The 26,532-nt window shown below is 68.8% G+C and carries 23 protein-coding genes; 13 read left to right on the plus strand and 10 right to left on the minus strand.

The features are described 5' to 3' along the window. Window positions 1–27: 27 nt before the first annotated feature. The 4 genes from G7043_RS38425 (at window position 28) to G7043_RS38440 (ending at window position 6,232) form a co-directional block, all read left to right on the plus strand. Window positions 28–1,407: a hypothetical protein gene (locus G7043_RS38425; protein ID WP_166053627.1), complete on the plus strand. Its 1,380-nt coding sequence runs from the start codon at window positions 28–30 to the stop codon at window positions 1,405–1,407. A 66-nt stretch (window positions 1,408–1,473) separates the two neighbouring features. Beyond that, a complete protein-coding gene (locus tag G7043_RS38430) occupies window positions 1,474–2,514 on the plus strand; it encodes a hypothetical protein (protein WP_166053628.1) in 1,041 nt (346 codons plus the stop codon). A gap of 55 nt (window positions 2,515–2,569) precedes the next feature. Continuing rightward, window positions 2,570–4,759 carry an NACHT domain-containing protein gene (locus G7043_RS38435; RefSeq protein ID WP_166053630.1) on the plus strand — a complete coding sequence of 730 codons (2,190 nt, stop codon included), beginning with the start codon at window positions 2,570–2,572 and terminating at the stop codon, window positions 4,757–4,759. Between the two features lie 78 nt (window positions 4,760–4,837). After that, window positions 4,838–6,232, plus strand: coding sequence for an alpha/beta hydrolase (locus G7043_RS38440; protein ID WP_313888282.1), 1,395 nt, complete (start codon window positions 4,838–4,840; stop codon window positions 6,230–6,232). Here G7043_RS38440 and G7043_RS38445 read toward each other — a convergent pair. The 4 genes from G7043_RS38445 to G7043_RS38460 are packed head-to-tail and all read right to left on the minus strand — an operon-like array spanning window position 6,201 to window position 10,681. Further along, complete coding sequence (locus G7043_RS38445; protein ID WP_166053632.1) at window positions 6,201–7,565, minus strand: GH1 family beta-glucosidase; 1,365 nt, start codon at window positions 7,563–7,565, stop codon at window positions 6,201–6,203. The genes G7043_RS38440 and G7043_RS38445 overlap by 32 nt on opposite strands. Window positions 7,566–7,586: 21 nt before the next feature. Further along, window positions 7,587–8,474: a carbohydrate ABC transporter permease gene (locus tag G7043_RS38450; protein WP_166053633.1), complete on the minus strand. Its 888-nt coding sequence runs from the start codon at window positions 8,472–8,474 to the stop codon at window positions 7,587–7,589. Window positions 8,475–8,478: 4 nt separating this feature from the next. Next, the gene (locus tag G7043_RS38455; protein WP_166053634.1) at window positions 8,479–9,414 is read right to left on the minus strand and encodes a carbohydrate ABC transporter permease; all 936 of its coding nucleotides are present in this window, start codon (window positions 9,412–9,414) and stop codon (window positions 8,479–8,481) included. A 10-nt stretch (window positions 9,415–9,424) separates the two neighbouring features. Further along, window positions 9,425–10,681, minus strand: coding sequence for an ABC transporter substrate-binding protein (locus G7043_RS38460; protein WP_166053635.1), 1,257 nt, complete (start codon window positions 10,679–10,681; stop codon window positions 9,425–9,427). A 246-nt stretch (window positions 10,682–10,927) separates the two neighbouring features. Here G7043_RS38460 and G7043_RS38465 point away from each other — a divergent pair, with 246 nt between their 5' ends. After that, the gene (locus tag G7043_RS38465) at window positions 10,928–11,959 is read left to right on the plus strand and encodes a LacI family DNA-binding transcriptional regulator (protein ID WP_166053636.1); all 1,032 of its coding nucleotides are present in this window, start codon (window positions 10,928–10,930) and stop codon (window positions 11,957–11,959) included. A gap of 30 nt (window positions 11,960–11,989) precedes the next feature. Here G7043_RS38465 and G7043_RS38470 read toward each other — a convergent pair whose 3' ends face one another. Then, window positions 11,990–13,354, minus strand: coding sequence for an alpha-amylase (locus tag G7043_RS38470; protein ID WP_166053637.1), 1,365 nt, complete (start codon window positions 13,352–13,354; stop codon window positions 11,990–11,992). Between the two features lie 264 nt (window positions 13,355–13,618). Here G7043_RS38470 and G7043_RS38475 point away from each other — a divergent pair, with 264 nt between their 5' ends. Continuing rightward, a complete protein-coding gene (locus G7043_RS38475; RefSeq protein ID WP_166053638.1) occupies window positions 13,619–14,836 on the plus strand; it encodes an extracellular catalytic domain type 2 short-chain-length polyhydroxyalkanoate depolymerase in 1,218 nt (405 codons plus the stop codon). Here the strand turns inward: G7043_RS38475 and G7043_RS38480 are convergent. Beyond that, window positions 14,818–15,786 (minus strand): threonine ammonia-lyase, encoded by a 969-nt coding sequence (locus tag G7043_RS38480; RefSeq protein ID WP_242643160.1) that lies wholly within the window; start codon window positions 15,784–15,786, stop codon window positions 14,818–14,820. The two genes, G7043_RS38475 and G7043_RS38480, sit on opposite strands and share 19 nt — an antisense overlap. Window positions 15,787–16,088: 302 nt before the next feature. Between G7043_RS38480 and G7043_RS38485 the strand changes: the two genes are divergently transcribed. From G7043_RS38485 to G7043_RS38500, 4 genes are read left to right on the plus strand one after another with little or no spacing between them, the layout of a single operon-like run. Then, a complete protein-coding gene (locus tag G7043_RS38485; RefSeq protein ID WP_166053639.1) occupies window positions 16,089–17,294 on the plus strand; it encodes a hypothetical protein in 1,206 nt (401 codons plus the stop codon). A gap of 25 nt (window positions 17,295–17,319) precedes the next feature. Then, window positions 17,320–19,395 carry a tetratricopeptide repeat protein gene (locus tag G7043_RS38490; RefSeq protein WP_166053640.1) on the plus strand — a complete coding sequence of 692 codons (2,076 nt, stop codon included), beginning with the start codon at window positions 17,320–17,322 and terminating at the stop codon, window positions 19,393–19,395. Window positions 19,396–19,406: 11 nt separating this feature from the next. Further along, complete coding sequence (locus G7043_RS38495; protein WP_166053641.1) at window positions 19,407–19,928, plus strand: flavin reductase family protein; 522 nt, start codon at window positions 19,407–19,409, stop codon at window positions 19,926–19,928. 40 nt (window positions 19,929–19,968) lie between these two features. Next, on the plus strand, window positions 19,969–20,121 hold the full coding sequence (locus tag G7043_RS38500) for a hypothetical protein (protein ID WP_207312304.1): 153 nt from the start codon (window positions 19,969–19,971) through the stop codon (window positions 20,119–20,121). Here the strand turns inward: G7043_RS38500 and G7043_RS38505 are convergent. After that, window positions 20,093–20,935: an AfsR/SARP family transcriptional regulator gene (locus tag G7043_RS38505; RefSeq protein WP_166053643.1), complete on the minus strand. Its 843-nt coding sequence runs from the start codon at window positions 20,933–20,935 to the stop codon at window positions 20,093–20,095. The genes G7043_RS38500 and G7043_RS38505 overlap by 29 nt on opposite strands. Before the next feature lie 279 nt (window positions 20,936–21,214). On the opposite strand from G7043_RS38505, the gene G7043_RS38510 reads away from it, so the two are divergent. Together G7043_RS38510 and G7043_RS38515 are read left to right on the plus strand one after the other, a co-directional pair. Beyond that, a complete protein-coding gene (locus G7043_RS38510) occupies window positions 21,215–23,539 on the plus strand; it encodes a DUF7617 domain-containing protein (RefSeq protein WP_313888283.1) in 2,325 nt (774 codons plus the stop codon). Window positions 23,540–23,655: 116 nt separating this feature from the next. After that, entirely contained in the window at window positions 23,656–23,964 is a 309-nt protein-coding gene (locus G7043_RS38515) for a DUF1540 domain-containing protein (protein ID WP_166053644.1), read from the plus strand. Here the strand turns inward: G7043_RS38515 and G7043_RS38520 are convergent. The 3 genes from G7043_RS38520 to G7043_RS38530 form a co-directional block, all read right to left on the minus strand. Beyond that, on the minus strand, window positions 23,961–24,389 hold the full coding sequence (locus G7043_RS38520) for an MgtC/SapB family protein (protein ID WP_166053645.1): 429 nt from the start codon (window positions 24,387–24,389) through the stop codon (window positions 23,961–23,963). The genes G7043_RS38515 and G7043_RS38520 overlap by 4 nt on opposite strands. A 159-nt stretch (window positions 24,390–24,548) precedes the next feature. Further along, complete coding sequence (locus G7043_RS38525) at window positions 24,549–25,028, minus strand: hypothetical protein (RefSeq protein WP_166053646.1); 480 nt, start codon at window positions 25,026–25,028, stop codon at window positions 24,549–24,551. A gap of 8 nt (window positions 25,029–25,036) precedes the next feature. After that, window positions 25,037–25,861, minus strand: coding sequence for an aldo/keto reductase (locus tag G7043_RS38530; RefSeq protein ID WP_166053647.1), 825 nt, complete (start codon window positions 25,859–25,861; stop codon window positions 25,037–25,039). 30 nt (window positions 25,862–25,891) lie between these two features. Between G7043_RS38530 and G7043_RS38535 the strand changes: the two genes are divergently transcribed. Next, window positions 25,892–26,524 (plus strand): TVP38/TMEM64 family protein, encoded by a 633-nt coding sequence (locus G7043_RS38535; RefSeq protein ID WP_166053648.1) that lies wholly within the window; start codon window positions 25,892–25,894, stop codon window positions 26,522–26,524. Window positions 26,525–26,532: the final 8 nt, after the last annotated feature.

Genomic DNA, 26,532 nt, shown 5'->3' on the forward strand with positions numbered 1-26,532 from the left:
CCAAAAGATCCGCTGGGGGGCGATCGCATGATCGGTGACGACTGGGGCCTGCGCGACCACTACGCGGGCGTCGAAGACCCGAACGTGAGCTACACCATCATTCTCGTCGAGGGCGAAGCGCTTCCGCTCGCCGTCGTCAGGCAGACCGGCGCGGTGGAGGAAGCCTTCACGCACAACCTGCGCTGGGAACCCTCGAACCTGCTCAGCCGCGTGCCCGCCGAACCGCGGTGGACCGCGCGACCGGCCAACGTCGGCTACGCCAACGGTTTCCTCGTCGAACTGGTGCAGGTGATCCGCGCGCGGCAGCACCTGTCGGAGTTCGCCGACTACAAGTACTTCGCGGTCTTCCGCGCCACGCTGGACGTCCTCGACCTCTCCCTGGCGTACATGCTGGTGCGCCGCCCCGAGTTCTACGGCGACGAGGAATACGCGGGCCACAACATGTGGGAGACGTGCGACAAGCTGCACGACATCGACCGCGGCGAGGACATGCGGCAGGAGTACGTCGCCATCAGCGCGGCCGAGGCGGGCGAGCTCAAACAGCGCATCGACGCGACGTGGGAGAACGACATCCTGATCCACTACGTCGCCACCATCAACGGCAACCCGTTCTCCGTGGTCGGCGTCCCGCGCAAGGCGGACTCCTCGGTCGGCCCGATCATGTTCACCGCCGACGGCGAGTTCGTGCCCGGCGACCTGCTGAGCCAGATCGCCGACGAACCCAACGCCGGCGCCGAGCAGGTCACCCTCGACCACGCGGTCGCCGTGATGGCAGCCCTCGTCCGCTTCCACCGCGAACAGAAGAAGGACGAACTCACCGGCGGTTACGCGATTTTCCAGCACCCCAACGACGTCCTGGACATCGACTCGGCCTACGGCCTGGTGCGCTCACCGGAACCGGACGCCCCGGTGGTGCTGCCGCTGAGCGACTTCGAGGCCTACCGCCTCTTCCTGCGCCTGACCATGCGGTCCGCCCGCCGCCAGGCCCAACCCGTCGACGGCCACTACTACTTCGCCGTGCTCGACTCCCTGCGCGACGCCGCCGAGCCCGACAAGGCGTTCTCCCTGATCCGATGCGCGGCCGACACCTCACCGCGGTGGGAGCTGTTCCTGCGCGAGGGCGAATGGCTTCCCACAGCCAGCCCGCTCACGCTCGTCACGTTGCCGATCGGCGCGGCCGAGGTGCAGCGGATCAAGGCGCACCTGGTGACCGGCATCCGCTACTTCCAGATCGTGAACGGCGAACCGGGCTTCATGGTGACCATCCGGCACACGGCGACCTCCGAGGAGACGCGCCAGCACCCGGACCTGCCGTGGCAGCCGTGCGACCTGCTCGGCCGGTGGCGGAGCGAACCGAAGTGGACGATCACCCAGCCGCCGTGGCTCGCGGAGCGGGAGAACGGGTAGCCATTCCACCCGATCCGGCAAACCTGTGCCGGTAACGGCAGGTGTGAGCCCTCTGATACACATCGAGTGACCGCCGACCAACCCGAAGACAGTTCGCCGGGCGTGCTGAACTCCGCCGCCGGCGTGGAGGCGGGTGCCGTCGTGCAGAGCGGCAGCATCGACGTGGTCAACATCCACCCGTACGACCGGCGCACGCTCTTGATGGTCCTGGGTGCGACCGTCGTGGTCATGGTCTCAGTGGTGGCGTTGGTCGTCTGGTCCGTCCGTTCCCAGCCGGACAACGCCACCACAGGCCAGGCAGCCCCGCAGTCGCTCTCGACCTCCACGTCGTCGGCACCCCGCCCGACCACCGCGTCCCCGGCACCGAACGCACCGGAAGCGGCGAGGCAGGCTCCCGCGGTGCACGTGGACTCCGTTCAGTACATCGGCGTGCCCAACGTCGGATCGAGTTTTGCCTTCCCCCAGGCACTTCGACTCACCGACGCTCAGGTCGCCGAGTTGAGCGACCTGTACGCAGGCGCCGGCGACTACGAGGAACGGGCCAGAGCCATGGGTGGCGTCGGTCCCGGCAACGTCGCGGTTCAGATCGCGTTGCGCGGAGCCAGCGCCGAGACCGCGGTGATCACGAACATGCGGACGATCGCCACCTGCGGTGCGCCGTTGACAGGGGCGCTGTTGTTCGCCCCGCCCGGAGGCCAGGACGACAGCGTCCAGATCGGGTTCAACCTCGACAACCCGTCGCCGCTGCCGCAGAACTACGAGCGCGGGGTGCTGTCGGGCAACTACTTCCTCGACCACACGGTGTCGATCAAGAAGGACGAGACGCACGCACTGGTCGTGCACGGGATCACCGCGAAGAAGCACTGCAAGTTCAAGCTGGAGATCACGGTCAACGTCGGGCTCGGCGTCGCGCCGGTGAAGCAGACGATCGACGACCACGGCAAGGCCTTCGAGGTGACGGCGATCGCGAGCCAGGATCCGTCGTCGACGACGGGACCGGCCTTCCGGGACTACACCGAGATCTACGCCGGGGGCGTTGCCGGGCCGAAGGGCGACGCGAGGTTCGGCCGCGTCAACCCGACCACGTACACCGGGTCGGGGAGTTGAGAAGGCACGCTCGCGCGATGGCGAGCACCGCGGCTCTCACGCGGAAGGACGCCCGGTGAGACGGGGCGGGGCGTTGCCGGCCGTCGCGGCCATCGTGGTGGCCGCGACCGCCGCCGCCTACTTCGCGCCACTGGGCGACTTCGCGGCGGCGAACCCCCTGCCGGGCCAGCGGTGGATGCGGGAGCACACCGGGCTCGCGTTGCTGGCCTTCGCCGCGGCCGGACTGCTGGCCGGAGCGCTGGCATGGCAACGGCGCGGGCCGGCGGAGCGGTCGCACGACGGGCGAGCGGTCGATCGCGACGCCGACGGGTACCTCGACGATCTCCGGCAACAGGTGCACAAGATCTGGATCACGGGGTTCCTGGACTGCTCGCTGGAACGGATCGTGCCCGCACGGCTCGGGTTCCGGGAGCGCCGCGACGCGATTTCCGGGCCGTTGCGCAAGATCGGTGACGACGAAGGCGAGCTCGACGTCGACGTGGTCGAGCTGTTCGCCGCGCCTGAGACCGAACGCAGGCTGGTGCTGCTCGGCGCCCCCGGCGCGGGCAAGACGACGCAGCTGCTCCGGCTCGCTCAGCACCTGCTGTCCGAAGAGGACGGGCCAGTGCCGATCGTGGTCACGTTGTCGGCGAACAGCTGGCGACTGGACCTGCCCGAGTTGCAGCACGTGCTCAGCGCGGTGCGCACCGACCAGGAGGTCGACGAGGCCGTCCGGGAACGGCGGCGGCAGGCTTACCAGGCACGGGTCGAGGACGTGGAGAAGGTGCTCGACGCCACGATCGACTGGCTGGCGTGGGAGATCAGCGAGTTGTACGCGGTGCCGCAACGCAAGGTCGAGGAGTGGTTGCGGGCGGACCACAGCCCGGTGGTGCTGCTGCTCGACGGTCTCGACGAGATCCGGGACCTGGCCGACCGCAGGCGATGCGTGCGCGTGTTGTCATTGCTGCGCACCCGATTGAACACCGGCATGGTGGTGTGCAGCCGGACGGCGGAGTACTTCGAGACGAGAAGCCACCTGCGGTTCGGGGCGGCGGCCGAGATCCTGCCGTTGAGCCCGGCGAACGTCGACGAGTACCTGGAGATCGCCGGCGACGAACTGGTGTCGTTGCGCACGGCGTGTCAGCGCAATCCCGAGCTGGCGACGTTGTTGAACACGCCGCTCGCGTTGACCGTCGCGGTGCTGACCTATCAGGGCAAGGACGTCACCGACGAGGTCGTGGCGCAGTTGCTGACCAACCGGCTCGACCACCTGTGGGAGGCGTACCTGCAGGAGGCGCTGCCGAGGCAGCGCAGCCGGACCGGCCTGCGCACCGTGAGCCACACCGACGAGGAGATCGTCGCCTACCTGCGCAAGCTCGCGCGAATGATGGAAGACGTCCAGCAGGACAGCGTCGCGGTCAACTCGCTGGACCTCACCTGGGTGTGGAGGATCGACCCTCTGGCCGGCCGGACGGCGACGTGGCTCTACCTGGCGGCGGCGGCCGTGGCAGGGGCCGGCGTGGCGGCGGTGGCGTGGGTCCAGGCCGATTTCGCGATGGCGTGGATCAGCGTGCTGGTGCTGGCGGGGACGGCGTTCGCCAACCTGCTCGCCGCGGACCACCCGTTGCCCGGTCAGGACGGAAGGTCGCGGATGGACCTCAGCGACTTCGTGGACAGCCGCTGGGTGCTGGACGTCACCGCCGGGTGCTCGGCCCTGATCATCCCGCCGGTGACGGGCCTGTTCGCCGGTCTGTGCGTGGGCATCGTCGGCGGGGCGGAGGCGTTGCCGCTCGGGGTGCTGCCCGGCGTGCTGGCGGGCCTCACGTCCGCGGTGATCTCGTTGCCGCACCGGGCGCCCGGCGAACGACACCGCTCCGCCAGAAGTGCGGCACGAATGACGCTCTGGGTGCGTGTGCTCACCGGCGCGGTGAGTCTGGCGGTGAGCCTGTGGCTCCCGTCGCTGCTGATCACGTTCGTCTGGGACCCCGCGTGGCGGCCGACGATGTACTTCATCCTGGTGGCGAGCGGTGTCGGGATGTGGCTCGGTGGCTTCGCGATCTCGCTGAGCGGCTGGTGGAGTCACACCAGCGCGGTGCGCGCGATCGTCGCGTCGAACACGCTCCCACGGGACATCGACGGGTTCCTCGCCCACGCGGAGGATCGCGTGATCATGCGGAAGACCGTGCTGGGCCACGCGTTCCTGCACCGCACGCTGCAGTCCCACCTCGCCTCGAACACAGCCATCAGCCGGACGTCCTCCGCCTAGGCCGGTGTCCTGGGCGGCCGTGTTCAGAAAGCGCTTTCTCTCCTAGGGTGATCACTTCCCATGAGAGCTGGAGGCGCTGTGCGGTCCCTGAGACGGGCACTGGCAAGTTCGATCGTCGCAACGGTTTTGGTGACGTGCGCGGGTGTCGCGAGCGCCGAACCCGCGCCGGCCATCGCGTGGGCGCCGTGCGCGGACGACCAGGAGGGCGAGTGCGGGACGTTGAGCGTGCCGCTGGACTGGGCGAAGCCCTGGGGCCAGCGCATCGATGTCGCGGTGGCGCGGCACAAGGCGACCGATCCGGCCCGGCGGATCGGCGTGCTCATGGTCGACCCCGGTGGTCCTGGCGGTTCGGCGGCGGCGTTCGCGCTGTCCCGCCTGTTCAGCCCGGACCTTCGGGCGCGGTTTGACATCGTTGGCATCGACTCGCGGGGGACCGGCAACAGCCTGCCGATCCGCTGTGCCGACCTGATGACCGATCCGCCGTCGAGCTATCCGGCCGACGAGGCCGGGTTCACCGCGTTGGTGCAGTACAACAAGAACGTGCTCGCCAAGTGTCGTGAACGCAGCGGGCCGATCTTCGACCACGCGGACAGCGCGAGCGTCGCACAGGACATGGACGCCGTTCGGCGGGCGCTGGGTGAGCGGAAGATCAGCTATCTCGGGCTGTCGTACGGGACGGTGTTCGGGCAGGCGTACGCCGAGAAGTTCGGTGACCGGGTCCGTGCGATGGTCCTCGACAGCGTCGTCGACCACAGCGTGGACCTGAAGCGTTTCGTGGGGGAGCGGGCCGCGGCCGTGGACGACTCGTTCGCCGAGTTCGCTCGTTGGTGCGACCGCACGGTTTCCTGCGCCCTGCACGGACAGGACGTCCACGCGGCCTGGGAGGCGGCGCTCGTCCGTGCTGACGCGGAACCGCTCGGCCGGCAGCGGCTGATCGACTCCATGTACGGCGCGCTGAGCGTTCCGGACTGGGGGTATGCCACGCACCTCATCGCCACCACCGGTGCGCAACGCCGGGCCGGCCTCTCCTTCGAACCGAACTACGAGTCGGTCCGGCTGGCCACGGTCTGTCAGGACTTCTCCCTGCGCATCAGGACCTTCTCCGAGTACTCCCGGCTGCGGGCCGAGGAGCTCCGCCGGTCACCGATCATGCGCGGCAGCCTCATCGGCCACGACGAGGCCACCGCGTGCGCCGGTGTTCCCGGACCGCCCAGCAACCCACCACACCGGCTGAACATCAGCGACGCGCCGAAGATCCTGGTGCTCAGCGCGCGGCACGACCCGACGACGCCGTACGCCTGGGCCGTCAACATCCACCGCCAGGCGCCGCGCAACACCGCGCTGCTGACGTACGAGGGATGGGGCCACGTGGCCTATCCCCAGAGCGCCTGCACGCGCGGTGGCGTCGACGACTACCTGCTGGACCTGAAGGTGCCGGCGGTCAGCTGTCCTGCGATCGAGCCGCCGCGATGAACGCGCGGTACCAGTGGTAGCTGGCGCGCGGTGAGCGGGCCTGGCTTTCGTAGTCGACGTGGACCAGGCCGAACCGGTGCTTGTAGCCGTGCGCCCACTCGAAGTTGTCCAGCAGTGACCAGCAGAAGTAGCCGCGGAGGTCCACTCCGGCCGCCGCGGCCGCTTCGGCTGCGCCGATGTGGTCCTGCAGGAAGTTGATGCGGTCGAGGTCCGCGAACCCGTCCACGTCGGGGTAGACGCAGCCGTTCTCCGTGACGTAGACGGGCGGCAGGCCGGGGTGGCGGGCCTTGAGGTCCGTCAACGCGGTGGTGAGACCGGCGGGTTCGACCGGCCAGCCCATGCCGGTCCGGGGGACGTCCGGCAGCTGGGTCGTGTCGACGCCGATGTCGTGGGCGGTGCGCTTGGCCGGGTCCGGCTCCCGGTGCGGCGCGTCGGCGACGTGCAGCCGGTAGTAGTAGTTGAGGCCGACGTAGTCCAGCGGTTCGCCGATGATCGCCAGGTCGTCGTCGTGCCGGAACGAGAAGTCGGTGATCGCGCCGAACATCGAGGTCAGCTCGTCCGGGTAGGCCGAGCCGAACAGCGGGTCGGTGAACTGGCGGCGCAGCAGGCAGTCCTGGCGACTGGCCGCGGCGACGTCGGCGGGGGAGTCCGTCACCGGCACGGCCGGGGACTGGTTGAGCACGATGCCGAACTCCTGGCCCGGCAACCCGTTGGCGCGCATGGCCTGCACCGCCAGGCCGTGGCCCAGCAGGTGGTGGTGCGCCGCGGCCAGGGCGCCGTGGCCTTCCCGTGCCCCGGGTGCGTGGCGGCCCTCGCCGTAGCCCACGATCGAGGAGCAGTACGGCTCGTTCAGCGTGGTCCACTTGGAGACGACGTCACCGAGCGCCTCGTGCACGGTCGCCGCGTAGTCGGCGAACCAGCCGGACGTCTCGCGGACGCGCCACCCGCCCCGGTCCTCCAGCGCCTGCGGCAGGTCCCAGTGGTACAACGTGACGAAGGGCTCGATCCCGTTGTCCAGCAACGACTCGATCAGCCGCCGGTAGAAGTCGAGGCCGCGCTGCTCGACCCGCCCGTGACCGTCCGGCAGGATCCTCGACCACGAGATCGAGAACCGGTACGCGTCCACGCCCAGGTAGGCGAGCAGCCGCACGTCCTCGGCCCAGCGGTGGTAGTGGTCCGCCGCCACGTCACCGGTGTCGCCGGACGCGACGGCACCGGGCACGGTGGCGAAGGTGTCCCAGACGGACGGGCCGCGGCCGTCGAGCGCCGCCGCCCCTTCGATCTGATAGGCCGAGGTCGCCACACCCCAGCGGAAGCCGGCCGGAAAGCTCACAACAGTCTCCCAAGAACGAGGTCAGCCTTTGACGGCGCCGGACATGATGCCGCCGACGATCTGGCGGCCGAACAACAGGAACACGGCCAGCACGGGAACCGTGCCGATGGTCGCGGCGGTGAGCACGAGCGTGTAGTCGGTGGTGTAGCCGCTGGCCAAAGTGGACAGAGCGGTCTGCACGGTCGGGTTCTCCGGCACCAGCACCACGAGCGGCCAGAAGAAGTCGTTCCACGCCTGCATGAACGTGAACAACCCGAGCACCGCCGCGGCCGGCCGGGCGGCGGGCAGCGCGACGTGCCAGAACAGCCGCAGCGAGTGGCACCCGTCCATCCGGCCCGCCTCGAGCAGCTCGTCCGGGATCGCCCGCTCGAAGTACTGCCGCATGAAGAACACGCCGAACGCGGTCACGAGCCCCGGCACGATCACCGCGTGGATCTCCCCGGCCCAGCCGAACTCGCTCATCATCATGTACAGCGGGATGATGCCGAGCTCGGTCGGGATCGCCTGGGTGGCGATGATGAGCAACAGCAGCACGTTGCGGCCGCGGAACTTCATCTTGGCGAACGCGAACCCGGCCAGCGTCGAGAACAGCACCACGGACACGGTCACCGTGCTCGACACGATGATCGAGTTCATCATCGCGAGCGCGAAGTCCGTGGTGTCGAAGACGCGGGCGATGTTCTCGAACAGGTGGCCGCCCGGTACCAGGACCGGCGGCACGCTGTCGATCGCGTCCGGTGTCTGCGAGGACACCACGAACGACCAGTACACGGGGAAGGCCGACCCGGCGAGCACGGCGATCAGTGCGGCGTACGTCCACGGTCCGGCCACGCGCCGGGCCAGCCTGCGCGCTTTCCCCGCGGGACCGGTGGGGCGCACCGGTGCGGGACGTTCCAGCACAGCGGTCATGGGTTCACTCCGTCTGGATCCGTTTGGTCACCAGGTAGCCGAGACCGGCGACGATGATCGTGGCGATCGCCAGCACGACCGCGATCGCCGAGCTGTAGCCGAAGTCGTACTTGGTGAAGCCCTGCTCGTACAGGTAGAGCGCGGCGGTCTGGAACTGCCGGTCGGACCCGCCGGTCGCGGCCGCCGCACCGGGGTTGAACAGCAGTGGTTCGGCGAGCAGGCGCATGTTGCCGGTGGTCGCGATGATCGTGGTGAAGATGATCTGTGGCCGCAGCAACGGCACCGTGATGCGCCAGAACTGCTGCCACCCGCTCGCACCGTCCAAAGTGGCCGCCTCGTACAGGCTGGGCGAGATGGCCTGCATGGACGCCAGGAAGATCAGCGCGTGGTAGCCGGTCCACCGCCACACCACCATCACGGCGATCGCGACGTGCGAGGTCGCCGTGCCCGCCTGCCAGTCGATCTGGCCGGCGCCGAACAGCTCCAGCACCCAGTTGACCAGGCCGAAGTCCCGGCCGAACAGCTGCGCGAAGATGATCGTCACCGCCGCCACCGAGGTGATGTTCGGCAGGATCACGCCCATCCGGAACAGCGTGCGGGTCCGGACCTTGCGGTTGAGCAGTGCAGCGATCCCCAGCGCGAACAGGATCTGCGGGACGGTGGTGAGCAGCCACAGGCTCATCGTGTTGCCCATGGCGTTCCAGAAGTACGGGTCCGCGAGGAGGAGCGTGTAGTTGTCGAGCCAGACCAGGTGTGCGGCGTTCTCGTCGAGCAGGTTGCGTTCCTGCAGTGAGACCCAGATGGTGTAGAGCAGGGGGAACAGCCCGAAGACACCGAAGATCAGGAAGTACGGCGCCACGTACCCGTACGGCGCGAACCTCGTGTCCCAGCGGTGTCTCCTGGCCGCCCTGTCCACCACTCGCCGGTCGATCAGAGTCATGTCAGCCGCGTCACTTCTGGACGTCGCCGACGAACTGGCGCCACGAGTCCTCGCCGTTCTGCTTGCCCTGCTCCACGCGCTGCATCGCGTTGCCGATCGCGGTCTGGATGTCGCCCGCCTTCGGGCCTTGGTACTGCGGGTTCAGCTTCTTCGCCGCGTCGGTGAACAGCTTGCCGATCGGGGCGTCGTTGAAGTACGGGTTCTTGTAGTCGACGATCGACGGGTCGTCGTACAGCTTCGGGATCGACGGCAGCAGCCCGGAGCTCTTGAACACCTTGGCCTGCTGCTCGGGCGCGGTCAGCCACGCCGCCAGCTCCACGGCCTTGTCGACGTTCTTGCCCGCCTTGGGCACCGTGAGGTACGAGCCGCCCCAGTTGCCGCCCCCGCCGGGCACGGAGGTGACGTCCCACTTGCCCGCGGCCTCCGGTCCCGCCTGGTCCTTGATCTTGGCCATCTGCCAGGCCGGGCAGGTCACGGTCGCGAACTGGCCCTGCTTGAACCCGGTGTTCCAGACCGGCGTGGAGTACAGCAGCTTCGAGGACAGGCCCGCCTGCACGCCGTCGACCACGAGGTCCCAGCCGGCCTTGATCTCCTTGTTCTCGCCCACGACGATCTTGTCGGACTTGTCGTAGTAGCCGACGGAAGCCTGGCCGACGATCGCGTTGAGCACGGACGGCCCGCCGTCGAACCACTTCACGCCCTCGGGGGCCTTCTCCTGGAACTTCTTGCCCGCGGCCATGAACTCCTGCCAGGTCGGCCACAGCGCCGCGAGCTGGTCGCGGTCGGCGGGCAGTCCGGCGTTCTGCAGCAGGTCGCGGCGGTAGCAGATGGCCAGGCCGCCGACGTCGGTGCCGTACCCGATCTGCTTGCCGTCCTTGCTGAGCGAGCCCTCCCACTTCCACGGGAGCCAGCGGTCCTTCAGTTCGGTGCCGCCCTTGGTGTTGAGGTCGACGAACTTGTCCGGGGTGGCCTTGAACTGGTTGACGTACCCGGTGTCGACGGCCTCGATGTCGGCGGCGCCGCTGTTGGTGGCGAGGTGGGCGGCGAGGTTCTTGTGGTGGTCGGAGTAGGACGCGGTGCGGTCCGTGATCTCGACGTCCGGGTGCGTGCTCGCGTACTCCTTGAGCAGCTCGGCGTACCCGAAGTTGCCGAACAACCCGATGGTCAGCTTGGTCTTCCCGCCGCCGGCGGTGTCGCTGCCGCAACCGCTGAGCACCACGGCTGTCGCCAATGCGGCGCAACCGAGGGCGAGTGCTTTGGGGCGCATTTCCAGGCCTCCGTCGATCTGTGGCGTCGTTTTTTGGGCGCGCTGAAGCAGAAAAGTGTTGGTGGATCAGGTGAACCGGCGTGGTGTGGACCACCGGCCGAAGATGTGTGGCGCCTATGACAGCGGGGTTACGGCGCGCACGTCAAGTAACAAAACGATAAACAGATCAACTCGTGCACCGGTTTGACTAGGTAAAGCGCTGCTCGTAGGGTCTATGTAACCGCTTACGGTGGAAACGGAGGCCCGATGGCGACCGGGCGTGAGATCGCCCAGCTCTGCGGCGTGTCCGTGGCGACGGTGTCGCGCGTCTTCAACCAGCCGGAAACGGTCAACGAGGAAACGCGTGAACGCGTGCTGCGGGTCGCGAAAGAGCTCGGCTACCAACCCAACGAGTCCGCGCGGGCGTTGTCGACCAAGCAGTCCACGATGATCGGACTGGTCTGGGACACCGACCACCGCCGCCCCGACTGGCGGCACCCGTACCTGCAGGACCTGCTGATCGGGTTGAAGTCGGCACTCAGCGCGCACGGCTACCACCTGCTGATGCTGGCCACCAGCGGCGACGCCCGCGAGATCGGCGCGTCCCTCGCCGATCCGGTCGGCTACGTGAACATGACCCGCCGCCACCACCTCGGCGGGCTGGTCCTGATCGACAGCGGATCCGACGCCGAGGCGTTCGAAGCCTTTGCGCAGTCCGGGGTTCCGTGCGTCGCGGTGGACGTCGCGGTCGACGGTCCCAAGGCCACCTACGTGACGTCGGACAACGTGAGCGGCGCGCTGTCGGCCGTCCGGCACCTCGTCTCGCTCGGTCACTCGCGGATCGCCACGATCACCGGCCCGGTCGGCAACCAGCCTTCGGACGCCCGCGTTTCGGGCTACCGCAAGGGGTTGCAGGAGGCCGGGCTGCCGTTCCGGGACGAGTACGTCGTGTCCGGCGACTTCTACCGGGCGAGCGGAAACGCCGCCACGCAACGACTTCTCGCGTTGGACGAACCGCCGACCGCGGTGTTCGCGGCCAGCGACGAGATGGCGGTGGGCGCGTTGCTCGCCGCTCGTGCCGCGGGGCTGCGGGTGCCTCAGGACTTGGCGCTGGTCGGGTTCGACGACATCGAGATCGCCTCCGTCGTCGATCCGGCGCTGACCACGGTGGCGCAGGACAAGCCGGGGTTCGGGGTGGCGGCGGCGAAGGCGATCATGGCCATGATCACCGGTGGGGGCCGCGAGCAACCCGTTGTCCTGCCGACCCGGTTGGTCGTCAGGAACTCCTGCGGATCTTGAGACGGGCCCGCCGCGTAGCGGGCCCGTCGCTCAGCCTCGTGCGTTGACGTGCAGCGCGAGCGCGGTCCCCGCACCCAGGGTCGCGGTGAACCTGCCTGACGAGTCCACGGTCACACGGACGCAGCCGTTCTCCTGGACGTTGCAGTAGGTCCCGGCGGGCAGCGAGGTCTGGAACGTGCTGCTGACCGCGAAGGTCTCCCGGTTGATCGCCACGAAACCCTTGGTGCCACGACCGAACGCGATGGCGTCGTAGCCGTTGTCCCACCAGTTGTTCACGTCGGTGCCGGCGACGGTGTTGCGGAAGGCGACCATGTTCGCGATCTGCGTCCACAGGTGCTGGCACTTCCAGCCGCTGAAGCAGACCGAGTTGCCGGGCGGGCCCGCGTCCTTGTCGCTGAACTCGTAGCCCGAGTACACCTGGGGCGCGCCGTAGTTCCACGCCAGCATGAACACGTTGGCTAGCGTGTAGGTGGAGTTGTCCCGGTAGGACAGGGTGGAGCCGTTGCGTTCGGTGTCCCAGTTGTCGACGAACGGCCGGGCCTGGCCGCTGGGCAGGAAGCCCCACGACTGGCCGAACGTGCGCAGGTACGCGAGGTTCTCGTTGGTGAAGATCCGCTTGAGGTCGTAGGCGTAGCGGAACTCGTCGACGTCACCGGAACCGGTGTACTCGCCGGGCTGCACCGCCTCGCCCGCGCCGTAGATGACCTCGTGCACCCAGAAGACGTTCGGGTTGGTCAGCCTGGCCTTGATGGCGGACATGTCGGCGGCGGCGATGTGCTTGGCGGCGTCGATCCGGAACCCGTCCACGCCCATGCCGATGAGCCGGTTGAGGTACCCGGCGATCGCGCCGCGCACGTAGTCGTTGCCGGTGTTCAGATCGGACAGGTTGACGAGCTCGCAGTTCTGGACGTTGCCGCGGTCCTGGTAGTTGTCGATCGCCGTCCGGCAGGTGTGGAAGTCCCACTCGCTGTACAGGCCGGGGTAGTTGTACTTCGAGTAGCCGGAGCCGCCGGTGCCGGTGCCGGATCCCGCGCTCATGTGGTTGATCACCGCGTCCGCGATCACCTTGACGCCCGCGTTGTGGCAGGTGGTGATCATGTTCCGGAACGCGGTCTCGTCGCCGAGGCGGCCGGCGATCCGGTAGCTGACGGGCTGGTAGGAGGTCCACCACTGGGGACCCTGGACGTGCTCGGTGGCGGGGGAGACCTCCACGTACCCGTAGCCCTTGGGGCCCAGGACGTTGGTGCACTCCGAGGCCACGCGGGCGAACGGCCATTGGAACAGGGTGACGGTGACGTCCTTGCTGCCGGGCGGGGCCGCAAAACCTTGCACCGGTGTGCACAGGGCGACGGCGAGCACGGCGGTGAGCAGGACGCGAAGAGCCGAGGAAACCACGTTGTCTCCAAGCTGCAGGGGGTTCTCTTCCAGGTCTAACAGGCCTAAGGCGGACCGGGAAGAGTTGCAAGAAGTTTCGTGCGCAATTGGTCCGCGGGGCCGTACGGACCAGTCCTCTGTGGTGCGATCAGCTGTCGCCGAAAGTGCACTATGGCTCAGACCGACGTCGTGCGGCGACGCGAGGTGTAGGCCGCACACGTGGTGCAGCCCAGTTATCGGCTCTTAACCTCGCGCTGTCCTGCCTGCAACGACGGAGGCGAGCACATGCGATTGAGGAAAGTGTTCCTGGCACTCGCCGCGGCCACCGGCCTGGCCGCGGCTTCTCTCTCGATCTCGACGGCCGCGGTGCCACCACCCCAGACCGGCACCCTCGGCGGGTACGACATCACCGGCACGTACGTGAGCGGGTTGTCGTCCGGCGGCTTTCTGGCCAACCAGCTGCACGTCGCGTACTCCGGGGTGTTCCAAGGCGCGGGCATCTTCTCCGCCGGCGCGTACGACTGCGCGCAGAACAACCTGAACACCGCTCTGTACGCGTGCATGGACACCTTCCAGCCGCGCAGGACGCCGGCCGAGCTGGAGCAGCTGACCCGCACCCGTGCGGCGGCGGGCAGTGTCGACCCGCCCCAGAACCTGTCCGGCGACCCGGTGTGGCTGTTCCACGGCACCTCTGACCAGACGGTCGACCGCGCGGTGAACGACGACCTGGCCACCTACTACCGCGACTTCGGCGCGCGGGTCGCCTACAACAACACGTCCGCGGCCGGACACGCCTGGGTCAGTCCGATCGGCCCGAACAGCTGCGGCTCCACGTCCTCGCCGTACGTCAACAACTGCGGGGCCGCCGATCCGGTGAAGGAGATGCTCACGCACCTGTTCGGCCAGGTGAGCCCGGCCGCGTCGGCGTTGTCCGGCAAGCTGGTCCAGTTCGACCAGAGCCGGTACGCGCCCGGCGGCAACGCGGCCGCGATCAGCATGGGCGGGGAGGGGTTCGCGTACGTGCCGAAGGCGTGCGAGACCGGTCCGTGCAAGCTGATGGTCACGCTGCACGGCTGCTACCAGTATTACGGTCTGGTCGGCAACGCGTTGATGGACAAGGGATACCTCAACGAGTACGCCGACACGAACAACATGATCGTGCTCTACCCGCAGGCCACCACGATGATCGGCAACCCGCGCGGCTGCTGGGACTGGTGGGGTTACCAGTCCGTCCAGTACGCGCTCAAGACCGGCCCGCAGATGGCCGCCGTGGTGAACATGGTCAAGGCGATGAGCGGCGACACCCCACCGCCGACGACCACCACCACGCCGGTTCCGCAGTGCATCACCGCGAGCAACTACGCCCACACCACTGCCGGCCGCGCCTACGTCACGTTGGGACAGACCTACGCGCTCGGCTCCAACCAGGCGCTCGGCCTGTGGAACACCTTCACCACCAGCACCATCCGCCAGACGTCGCCGAACTACTGGGTGAAGTGCTGACCGGTCCAGCGCACGACGTCGGCGAAAGTCGCGTTCCCACCGCACACCACGATCCCGAGCCGGGCCCCGGGCCCGACCCGATCGAGCACCGAGCCCGCCGCCGCGACCAGACAGCCGGCGGCGGGCTCGGCCCACACCTTCTGCGTCTCGGCCAGCGTGATCGAGCCCCGCACGGCCTCGGCGTCGGACACCACCAGCACGTCCTCGACCAGCGCGACCGTGTGGTCGTAGGTCAGCTGCGACACGTGGGGCGCTGAGAGCGTCGAGACGATCGACGTGGGCGTGAAGTCCACCGGTCCGCCCGCCGCCAGCGCGCGGTGCATCGCATCGGCGCCCTCGACCTCGACGCCCCACACGCGGATGCCGGGCACGAGCGCGTGGAACGCCGTCGCGACGCCGGAGATGAGCCCTCCGCCGCCGATGCTCACCAGCACGTCGGTCAGGTCGGGGGCGTCCTGAGCGAACTCCAGGCCCACGGTGCCCTGACCCGCGACCACGACCGGGTCGTCATAGGGGTGTACAAGGGTTTTGCCCGCCGCGACCAGGTCGTTCAACAGCGCGAACGCGGACGGCAGGTCGTCGGTGAGGCGCACGTCCGCACCGCAGGCGCGGGCGAGTTCGACCGAACGCGCGGGTGCCGAGGCGGGCATCACGACGGTCGCGGCCACACCCAGCGAACGAGCGACATCCGCCAGCGCGATGCCGTGGTTGCCGCCGCTGACCCCGACCACGCCCGCCGCCCGCGCCTCGTCGGACAGCGAGAGGATCTTCGCGAACGCGCCGCGCGTCTTGAACGAACCGGTGTGCTGCAACAACTCCAGCTTCACCGTCGTCGGGACGCCGAGCAGCGCGGACAGCCCGGGCGAGGGGAGCGTCGGCGTGCGCAGCACCCGTCCGTCGAGCACCTCGGCCGCGGCCCGCACGTCGCCGATGGTCACCAGTTCAGCCATGCCCCTCACCTTAGTCAATCGGCGAATCCTTTACCCGGTAAGCAAAAATCGATTTTGGAGCGTTCTTGGCGGTTTCTTGGAGAGCGCTGGCAGGCTCACTCGTGTCGGTATCCGAGCCAGAGGAGGTGCTCTCATGGAGAAGACCAAGACGACGAAAATGAAGAAGATCACGGTGCGCAAGGTGGGCCCGGTTCGCCTCACGGCGGCAGCCTGCTCGCAGTACAACGTCAAGCCGGCTTAAGGCGCGGCGCGGATGCGCTGGGCCTCAAGCGCCCAGCGCATCTCACCGGGGGAGGAGCGACGTGACCGAGTTCGACCTGGACCGGCCGGTGCCACTGCACCCGCTGGTGTTCCTGGAGGACGGCGACGAGGTGACGATCGGCAGGGCCGACATCGACTCGTACGGCATCTTCCCCGGTGAGGGTGCCGAACTCGTGCGCAGGCTGGTCGCGGGCGACACGCCGCGCCAGGCGGCCGACTGGTTCGAGCGGACCTACGGGGAAGGCGTCGACATCGAGGACGTCGTCGCGGGGCTGGACGAGCTCGACCTCGTCCGCAAGTCCGGCGAGCTCGTCACGCGGACCGCGCCGGTGCGCTTCAGGCGGCTCGGTGCCGCGCTGTTCTCGCCGCTGGCCTGGGTGGTCTACGCGGGTCTGGCCGCTTGGGCGTTGTTCGTCATGGTGGTCAACGCGGATCTCCGGCCGAGTTATCACAACATATTCTTCTCCGACTATTACATGCTGATCCAGGTCGGACTGTTCGCGGCCGCCATTCCGCTGCTGCTTTTGCACGAGTCCTTTCACGCGTTGGCCGGGCGCAGGCTCGGCATCACATCGCGACTGAGAATCGGGCGGCGGCTCTACTTCATCGTGCTGGAGACCTCGCTGGACGGGCTCGTGGCGGTGCCGCGCCGCCGGCGGTACCTGCCGATCGTGGCCGGCCTGCTGGCCGACGTCATCGGAATCGCCGTGTGCACCATCGCCGCCGACCTCACGCGACACCCGGACGGCTCGCTGTCGGGTGCGGGACGGTTCCTGCTGGCCGTGGCGTTCGCCGCGCTGCTGCGGGTCATCTGGCAGTTCTTCTTCTACCTGCGCACGGACATCTACGTGCTCGTGACCACCGTGCTCGGCTGTGTCGACTTGCACGGCGCCGCCCGCCAGATCGTGCGCAACCGGTTCCGGTGGCTGTTCGGGCGCAGTGAGACGGACGAGTCGCTGCTGCACCCGATCGACCGCCAGGTGGCGCGCTGGTACTCGTGGCTCGTCGTGGTCGGGTACACGGCCAGCCTCACCACGTTCGTGCTCGCCGGTGCCCCGGTGGCATATCGGTTCGCCACCGGCGTGATCAGCCGGATCACCGGTGATGGCGTGCCGACGCCCTTGTTGCTCGACTCGATCGTCTTCGGTGGCGTGGCGATCGTGCAGTGCGCGGTGCTCGGCTGGCTGATGGTCCGCGAACGCGTGCAGACCCGCCGGGATCACCGTCTGCAGCACGTCATCCACTGACTCGCTTCACCGAAAGGGACGCATCATGGACAGCCGCTACTGGATCCGCGCCGACCGGCGACGCGACCGGACGCACGCGCTCGCCGCGCTGGACCTGCCGCCGATCTGGGCGACTGTCGACGCGCACCGGCGGCTGCGCGGGCCGTACACCGCGGCGGGGTCGTTGCTGCGCATGGTCGCCGACGACCTGCTGGAGCGGTGCCCGGAACTGGCGGAGCGGCACAACATCGAACTGCTCACCAGCACGCCGGAACTGGCCGGGAGGGTGCCCAGCGCGTGGCACACGCTGGAATGGGAGGTGAAGGACAGCGAACGCACCCGGTACTACTCGCGGCTGCACACCCGCAACATCGCCAACGGCCTGGCCGAGGTGTTGCGCGACTACCTGGCCGCACTGGGCGGCGGGCCGCGCACGCTGGTGTTCGAGAACGCGCACGAGGCCGACCCGTCGGACCAGGAGCTCATCGCGGTCCTGCTCCGCCGCGGCGACCTCCCCGATCTCACCGTGGTCGTGGGCACGAGCCGGGAACCGCTGGTCGACCCGCGCGGTGAGATCGACGTGTCGCTGGCTGAGACGATCGCCGCGCACGCACAAGTGGTGGACGCGTGTGCCGGAGAACATCCGCTGCCCGACCACGCGGCACAGGCCTATGTGGACAGTGACGGCACGGACGACGACCCGCTCGTGCTCGCCGCCTACCTCGCCTTGTCGGAAGAAGCCAGAGCCGCACTGCACGACGCCCGCGCCGAGGAGCTCGCACGGTCCGCGGAGTTCTCGTTGCGCCTCGGCGCGATCCCGTACCACCTGGAGCACGGCAGCGACCCCGCCGGAGCCGGCGCGGCTGCCCTGCGCGCCGCGCTGGACCACTGCCACAAGACCGGGCTGTACCAGGCCGCCGCGGACCTCGGGCTGCGCGGCCGGGCGGTCGCGGACCGGGCGAGCGAGACCTGGTGGCACCTCACCATGCAGACCGGGATCGTGCTGGCGGCGGTAGGCCGGGCGGACGAGGCGGAGGTGCTGTACGTCGAGGGCCGCGCCGCGTCCACGGATCCGGCCGTGCACCTGGAAATGGCGTACTCGACGGCGATGTTGCACGCGCGGCACTACCCGGAAGCCCAACGGGACTACGTGCGCGCACGGGCGTGGATGAATTTGGCTATTGCAATGGCTTCAGTGTTGACTGATCCCAAGACCGAGGCGTTCCAGTCCGTCTTCACGCGCAACGGCCTCGCGCTCGTGGAGGTCCGGGAGAAGAAGCCGGAGGTCGCGCTCGCCCTCGTCAACGAGGGCATGGCCAGGCTGGACCGGGACCTGGAACCGCACGAACACGCACTGCATCGCCTGGTGCTGCGCTACAACCGGGCGCAGGTCTACGGCGCCATGGGCCGGTTGGACGAGGCTCTCGCCGACTACACCTACGTTCTCGAACGGGATCCGAACTTCCCCGAGCACCACTTCAACGTCGGCAACGTGCTGCGCAGGCTCGGCCGCGACGAGGAGGCGATCGCCGCCTACCGCGAGGCACTGCGCCTCTCACCGCCGTTCCCCGAGGCGTACTACAACCTCGCCGACGCACGCCTCGCTCTCGGCGACACCGAAGGGGCCCTGGCGGATTTCGGCTACGTCATCGAGCTCGACCCGCGGCACGTCGACGCCAGGATCAACCGTGCCGGACTCCTGCTCGCCGATGGTGACGTCGAGGGGGCGTGGCGTGATGTGACCGTCGCGCTCGAACTGGCGCCGGACAACGCACACCTGTTGTGCCTCAAAGGACAGCTGCTCGTCGAACGGGAGGAGTACGCCGAGGCCTCCGTTGCACTGGCCGAAGCGGTGCAGCGCAACGAACGGCTGGCTGAAGCCTGGGCGATCCGTGGCACGATCGCGGTGGCGTCCGGCGACCTCACCGACGCGATCAGCTACCTGAGCCGGGCCATCACGCTCGACGACAACCCGGAGGCGCGGTTCAACCGCGCGGTCGCGTACGAGGAGTCCGGGGACCTGGGTGCGGCGATCCTCGACTACGACGCCGTCCTCGCCGTCACCGACGACGAGGACGCGCGGCACCGCAGGGAACTCTGCGCCGCGGCCACGGCCAGGTAGGAGGAATCGCCGTGACAGCAACGGAGAACGTGGCCCCGGGGATGCCGGTGGCCACGTTCACCGACGCCATGAGCCGGCTGGTCTCCGGTCTCGCCGTGGTCACCACGCGACAGGCGAACGGACGGCCGTGCGGGTTGCTCGTCTCGTCGATCTGCTCGTACAGCGTGGATCCGCCGTCGGTGCTGGTGGTCGTCGACCACGCCTCGCGCTGCCGTGACCCTCTCGCGCACTGCGCCGAGTTCGGCGTGCACGTGCTCGGCCACACCGAGGAACGCACCGCGCGGACGTTCGCGAGCCGTGGCGTGGACAAGTTCGCCGACGTCGGGTGGGAGTGGGACGGCGCCGTGCCCCGGTTGTGCGCGGCGCCGATCTACTTGCGCTGCACTACCACCGCCGTGTTCGACCACGGCGACCACACCGTCCTGATCGGCGAGGTCACCCGCACCGCGCTGACCGAAGCCGAGCCGTTGGTGTGTTACCGGCGGCTGTTCCACTGGAGACTGAGAGGCTCGCAGGTTCGCTCAACCCTGTGACCCGGCTTCCTGGCGCTGGTAGTCCAACGTGGACTACCAGGTGCGCTGCGGCCCTTCGACGGGCGCGTTCGACCAGGCGGTCGCCGGTACGGAGCTCGAGTCCTGGCATGCGCGCACGGTCGAAGCCGTGGCCGACGTGCTGATGGAGGGTGCCGCGGCGCACATCACCGCCCGGCTGGCGACCTTCGGGTGACCGCCCCGGCGAGGTGCCGGTGGCCGCGGTCGAACGGGTCGTCCCCGCTCAGGATGACCTGATGCATGGCCCGCAACCGCGGCCCCGGCTCGATGCCGGCGTGGCTCGACAGCTCGCGGTACGCCCTGGCGTACGCGGTCAGCGCGTCGGCGCGGCGGTCGGCCTGGCACAGCGCGAGCATCAGCTGCTCGTGGAACCGTTCGCGCAACGGGTAGTCGGTGCACAGTTCCTCGAGTTCGCGCACCGCGAGGTGTCCGTCGCCGTGGCAGAGCATGACGTCGAACCGATTGCGCAGCAATTCCAGGTATTCCTTTTCCAGTCGTGAGATGTCGTGGTCGAACACGCCGGTCTCGCGGAGATCCGCCAACGGCGCGCCGCGCCACAGGCCGAGTGCCGCGGCGATCGCCTCTCGTGCGCGTGCGCAGTCGCCGACGGCTATCTCGGCCTGTGCTCGTTTGGCCAGTTCTCGGAATCTGGTGAGGTCCAGCTGGTGCGGTTCCAGGCAGAGCACGTAACCGGCAGGGCGGGTGTTCAGGATCGGGTGTGAATTCCTGGAGCTGTTCCACCCCGGCGTGAGTGCCCGCCGCACCGCGGTGACGTAGCCGTGCAGTGCGGCGATGGCCGAGCGGGGAGCGCCCCGCGTCCACAGCTGGTCCACGATGCGGCGGGTCGCCACGAACTCGTTGGCGTGCAGGGCGAGCAGTGCGAGCAAGGCCCGCTGTTTCGGTGCTGTCGGCGTGCATCTTCGATTGCCGCGGGTGATTTCGAACGTGCCCAGAACCCGGAACTGCAGTGGTTCGTCGTGAAGACTCACTCGGCCAGTGTCAGTCAGTCCGCGGGCTTCGAGGTAGTGCTCGGCGCGAAACTGCCGTGCATTCGGTTCTCGGATCGGCAGATCCGTGGCGTTCAGGTGAAATTCGATTCTGGGTCGCCGTGGAATCTCTTGTCGGATCACATGTGTCGGGTGTTCGCATTCGTCTGATGAGGCAGAAATACCACGCACGCGGGTGAGTGCGTTGGTGTGTCCGGACGCAACTCCCTAACGTCGGCGATCAGTTCCCGAACCAACCCCGCCGCTGAAGGGATCCTGCTCGTGCGAAGACGTTTGCCGGCGATGTTGCTGGCGACCGCGCTCGCTGGCAGCACGCTCACCGCCGCTGTCCCCGTGGTCGCCCAACCGTCCGTTTCCACGCTCACCAAGTCCGTGCAAGGCGTGTCCGATCCCGCCGGCCACGGTGACACCGCCACCTGGGTCGTGTCGTACGCGAACGGCGCCCCCGGCGCCGCCACCATCACCGACACCATCGGCACCGGCCAGACCTACCTGCCCGGCTCGCTGCAGGTGCCGCCCGGCTGGACCGGGACCGAAGGCAACCCGATCAGCGCGACGAATCCCGGCGTGCGCAACGGCGGCAGGGCGCTGTCCAGCCTGCTCACCCCGCCCGTGCAGGCCAGCGCGACCCCGACTGGTGGCGACGGCTTCACCCCGATCCTGCACCGCACGCCGGACGGTCGCCTGCAGGCGTGGAACGTCTACCACCACGTGGCCGCCGCGTTCCCGAAGCTGGTGTGCACCGACCTCACGACCAGCGCCCCGTGCACGGGTGGTCCGTGGCCGAAACCGCTCAACACGACCCCCGGCCCGTTCGGCACGGGCAACACCGGCGACATCGCCAGCCCGCTGGAACCGCAGTACGTCCGCGATCCGGCGAACCCGGCCCGCGTGTACTACTCGGCGGCCACCGCGACCTCGATCGGCGTTGGCTGCCTCGACCTCGCCGCACCCGGCAACTGCGGCTACTGGCCGCTGATGACCCGCGCCGGGCAGACGACCGACCTGGGCGGACTCGTCCAGATCGGCGGAAACCTCTACGGCGTGGCGACCTCCGGTTACGTTGTCTGCTGGACGATGGCCACCCAGAGCGCGTGCGCGAACCAGCCGTACGCGCCGATCGTGCCGTTCACCAACAGCAACGGGTGGTATCTCGGCGCGCTGACCGTGGCCGCGGGCAAGCTGTTCGCGTCGTCGTCACCCTTCGGCGGTGGCGTCCCCGTGCTCGGCTGCTTCGACCCCGGCACCACAGGCGTGTGTGGTGGCTGGCCGGCCCCGAAGCCGATCGGCCCGTCCGGCAACTACACCTACAACGCCTACACCGCCTACAGCACAACGGGCGCGGAGACCGGTGCGTGCTCCAGCACGACCGGCGCCCAGAACGTCACCACCTGCTACGCGGTCGACGGGTCGTCCCTGCCCGCTCCGACGTCCGCGGCGGGCCTGGAAGGCGGCGTCATCGTCTTCAACCCCGAGCTGATCCGCACCGGTGACCGCGTGCGCAGCTACCTCGGCGTGTGGCGCGGCCCGTACCTGGGGGCGGCGGTGTGCCACGACTGGAGCACCGGCACGTCCTGCGCCGGCCTGCCACCGCGCATCACCCACCCCAACGTCAACGGTGGCGACACACGGGATTACGGCTACGCCTACGACGCTCCCACCGGCTGCCTGATCGGTCTGGGCGACGCCGGCGTGCTGTTCTCGATGGATCCTGACACGGGGGCGTCGCCGTGCGTACGCAGTGGCGCCTCCGTGTCGCTCACCCCGTCGCAGTTCTACTGCGACGGCAAACCCCACGCCGTCAGCTACACCAAAGCGCGCCTGACCGGCGTGACACCTGCGAACGTGAACTTCGGCGCGTCCACCGTCTCGGTCACCGACCAGAACGGAAACCCCGTGGCCACACCGGGTTTCGCGCCTGACGGCACCGTCGACCTGAGCGGCGCCTCCGCCACCACGCTGACCGTCACGGCGTCGCTCGTGCTGAACAACGCGTCGGACTTCGGCGGCGGCAACCAGCCGTCACTGGTCGTGGAGTTCACCGGCGACGCACCCCAGATGTGCTTCCGCACCACGATCTCCGCGGACTGCCCGGTCACGTCGATCGCCAACACCGCGGGCGGCACCGACGCGACCGGCACCCTCACCTCCAACACCGTGACCAGGCAGGTGGCACCGGGTGCGGCGTGCATGCCGAACGTGGTGGTGAACAAGGAGATCTGCGCCTCGCACACACCCGCGCACTGCAAGGCGGGCGGCGCCGGGCCGTGGGTGAAGGAGGCCCCCGTGGGCGTCCTCGGCCTGCTGTTCGCGACCGCGTACTGGCGCGTCACCGTGACCAACAACGGCCCGATCCCGATCGCGGACGCCTACGTGGTCGACGAGGTGGAACCGTCCTGCCAGACCGGACCGTTCGCCTTGCAACCCGGTGAGTCGAAGCAGGTGCACTGCTCGACCTACGCCCTGCTGTCGTTGTTCCCGATGACGAACAAGGCGAAGGCGAAGTACACCCCGCCGAACGCGGCCCGCACCTACACCGACTGGTCGTCCGCCAAGGCGTGTTCCCTGCTCTGCGTGCTCAACTAATTGATGTTCGGCATTTCCGGAGGACAGGCTCGCCTAATTCCTTTCGAATTGCGGCCCTCCTGCCGTGGTGGCAAGGTCCGAATCACCGAACCTTTCCCACCACGGCAGGAGCGGACATGACCACCCTCGAGAACCCGGCGATGCCCGCCGTCCACGATTGCACCGTGAGCGACTGCTCGTACAACCACGACGGCTGCCACGCGTTCGCGATCACCGTGCGCGGCGACAACGGCGCCGCCGACTGCGGCACCTTCATCCCGCTGAGCACGAAGGGCGGCCTGGAGAAGGTAGTGGCACAGGTAGGCGCCTGTTCCCGCACCGACTGCGTGCACAACTCCTCGCTGGAATGCTCGGCGCAGAGCGTGCGCATCGGTCCCGGCGTCGGCGACCACCACGCCAACTGCCTGACCTACCAACCGCGCTAGGCCTCCTCGTCCTTGCGGTCCACGGCCCGGCCCAGCTCCCGCAGCCCGACGTTGACCGCGATGATCGCCACAGTGCCGGCCACCGCCATCACGTGCATCCCGGCGCCCGCCAGCGAGCCCACCGCGGCCGCGCACCAGAGCGTGGCCGCGGTGTTGAGCCCGCGCACCGACAACCCGTCGCGCAGGATCACGCCCGCGCCGAGGAACCCGATCCCGGACACGACCTGAGCGGCCACCCGAGTGGGGTCACCGCCCTGGCCGTCGAAACCCTGCGCGGACAGCACCACGAACAGCGCCGCCCCCACCGCCACGAGGGCGTTGGTCCGCAGGCCTGCCATCCGTGAGCGGTACTGCCGCTCAAAACCGATCAACGCGCCGAGGCCCATGCTCTCGGCAATGCGCAGCGTCATGTCGAAGACGTGCATCGTGTGACTCCCCTTAAGTGCAGGGGTGCGCGTCACACGCCAGAAACTGAAGCGTGCCCTGATTGGACGTGCGAGGTGAAAGACCTGCGCGGGCTACTGTCGCCTGGCATGTGTCGCTCACCTCGCTTCCTCGTGTCTGGTCGGTAAGACCGGTTCACGTTACTGAACCGCGTGTGAGCCCCGGGTGAGAGTGGGACGGGTGTCCCAGTTGATGTGGCCGTCCTCGTAGCGGAGGAGCCGGTACACGGGGTCGTCGTTGCGCTCGAACATTCGCAGCACGTGATCGAGCATCGCGGTAACCCTGTCCCACTCACGTCCGGTTTCCTCGGTGACGACGCTGCCGTCATGGAGGTCCACGAAGAGCAGGTCTGCGTCGTCGAAGCAGTCGGCCGCGATCGGCAGCCGATCGGCGCGAGTGCGGCGACGGAGTGCGGACACGACGTCCAAGGGATGCCAGGACAGCGGGAGAAGCGGGCTCTCATCGCCCAGCACGGCGCGATCCACGCCATCGAACTCCCGCCACCACGCCGCCAGATCCGGTGGCACACCACCGATCTCGATGCCAGAGGGCGGCAGAAAGGCCGCGTGCAGCGCTGGTGCGTGCTCACGCACCCAGGCCGCAACGCCGCTCCAGTTCATGAGCCGAACTAAAGCATGGCCAGCGGTTCCGGACCGTCCGGGGGAGGAAACGCCCGATCCAAATCCGCCAGGTCCTCTGAGGACAGCCGCAGCTCCAACGCCAGAGCGTTCTCCCGCACGTGCGCCACCGTCCCCGCCTTGGGAATGGCGTTCACGTACGGCAGCCGCAGCACCCAAGCCAGCGCCACCTGAGCAGGCGTGGCCCCGTGCCGCCCAGCCACCTCCGCCAGCACCGGCGACCCCAGCAACCGCCCCTGCTCGACGGGGGAGTACGCCATGACCGGCATCCCGACCGAAGCGTGCCACGGCAGCAGATCGTGCTCAGGCCCCCGCCGCGACAGGTTGTAGAGGATCTGGTTGGTCTGGCAGAACCCCGGCAACGCCGTGAGCTCGCGCATGTCGGCCAGGTCCAGATTGCTCACACCCCAGTGCCGGATCTTGCCGGCCGCCACCAGTTCCGCGAACCCGTCCACGGTCTGAGCGAGCGGTACAGAGCCCCGCCAGTGCAGCAGGTACAGATCCAGCCGGTCGGTGCCCAGACGGCGCAGGCTGGCCTCACAGGCCCGCACAGCGCCCTGCGCGGAAGCGTTGGACGGCAGCACCTTCGACACGAGGAACACCTCGTCCCGGCGCCCGGCCACGGCCTCGCCGACGAGCGACTCGGCGGCGCCCGACCCGTACATCTCCGCGGTGTCGATCAGGGTCAGGCCGAGGTCGAGGCCGGCCCGCAGCGCCGCGATCTCGGAGGCGCGCGAAGCTGGGTTCTCGGCCATCATCCAGGTGCCCATGCCGAGCGCGGGGATGGTCTCACCGGACGGCAGCGCGACAGTCATGCGTCCAAGCTTGCCGGGTACGTTGGTCTGATGCGACGCGTGGGCCTCATTCTCCTGGTGCTGCTCGTCGTCGCACTGGCCGTCCTCGCCAACGTCATGGACATCCCGGACGGCGCGGGACTCCGTGAACTCGTCAGCCAAGCCGGAGCGGCGGCGCCGGTGGTCTTCGTGGCCGTCTGCGCGCTCGGCACGGCGGTGTTCTTCCCGAAACCGGTGCTCGCCACGGCGGCCGGGCTGTTGTTCGGCGTGGGGTGGGGGAGTGCGCTCGCGATCGCCGGGTTCACGGCGGGTGCGCTGATCGCGTTCGGCATCGCCCGCTGGCTCGGCCGGGACGCGATCAAGGGATGGCTGGGGGAGCGGCTCAACACGCTTGAGCGGGTGTTCGCGCGCCGCGGTGTGGAGGCGACGCTCGTCATCAGGCTGCTGCCGATCCTGCCGTTCGCGCTCGCCAACTACGGCGCGGGTGTCACGGCGGTCAGGGGCAGGGACTTCGCGCTCGGCACGGCGCTCGGGCTGGTGCCGTCGACCGTGCTCGCCGCGGTGCTGGGGGACGCGCTGAGCGACCTCGGGTCGACCCGGTCGATCGTGGCGCTGTCGATCTGGGCGGTGCTGGCGGCGGCGGGCGTGTGGTGGGGCCGCAACCTGGTGCTGCAGACCCGGTAGGCGCGCAA

The sequence above is a fragment of the Lentzea alba genome (genome assembly GCF_011067745.1).
Lineage (GTDB): Bacteria > Actinomycetota > Actinomycetes > Mycobacteriales > Pseudonocardiaceae > Lentzea > Lentzea alba.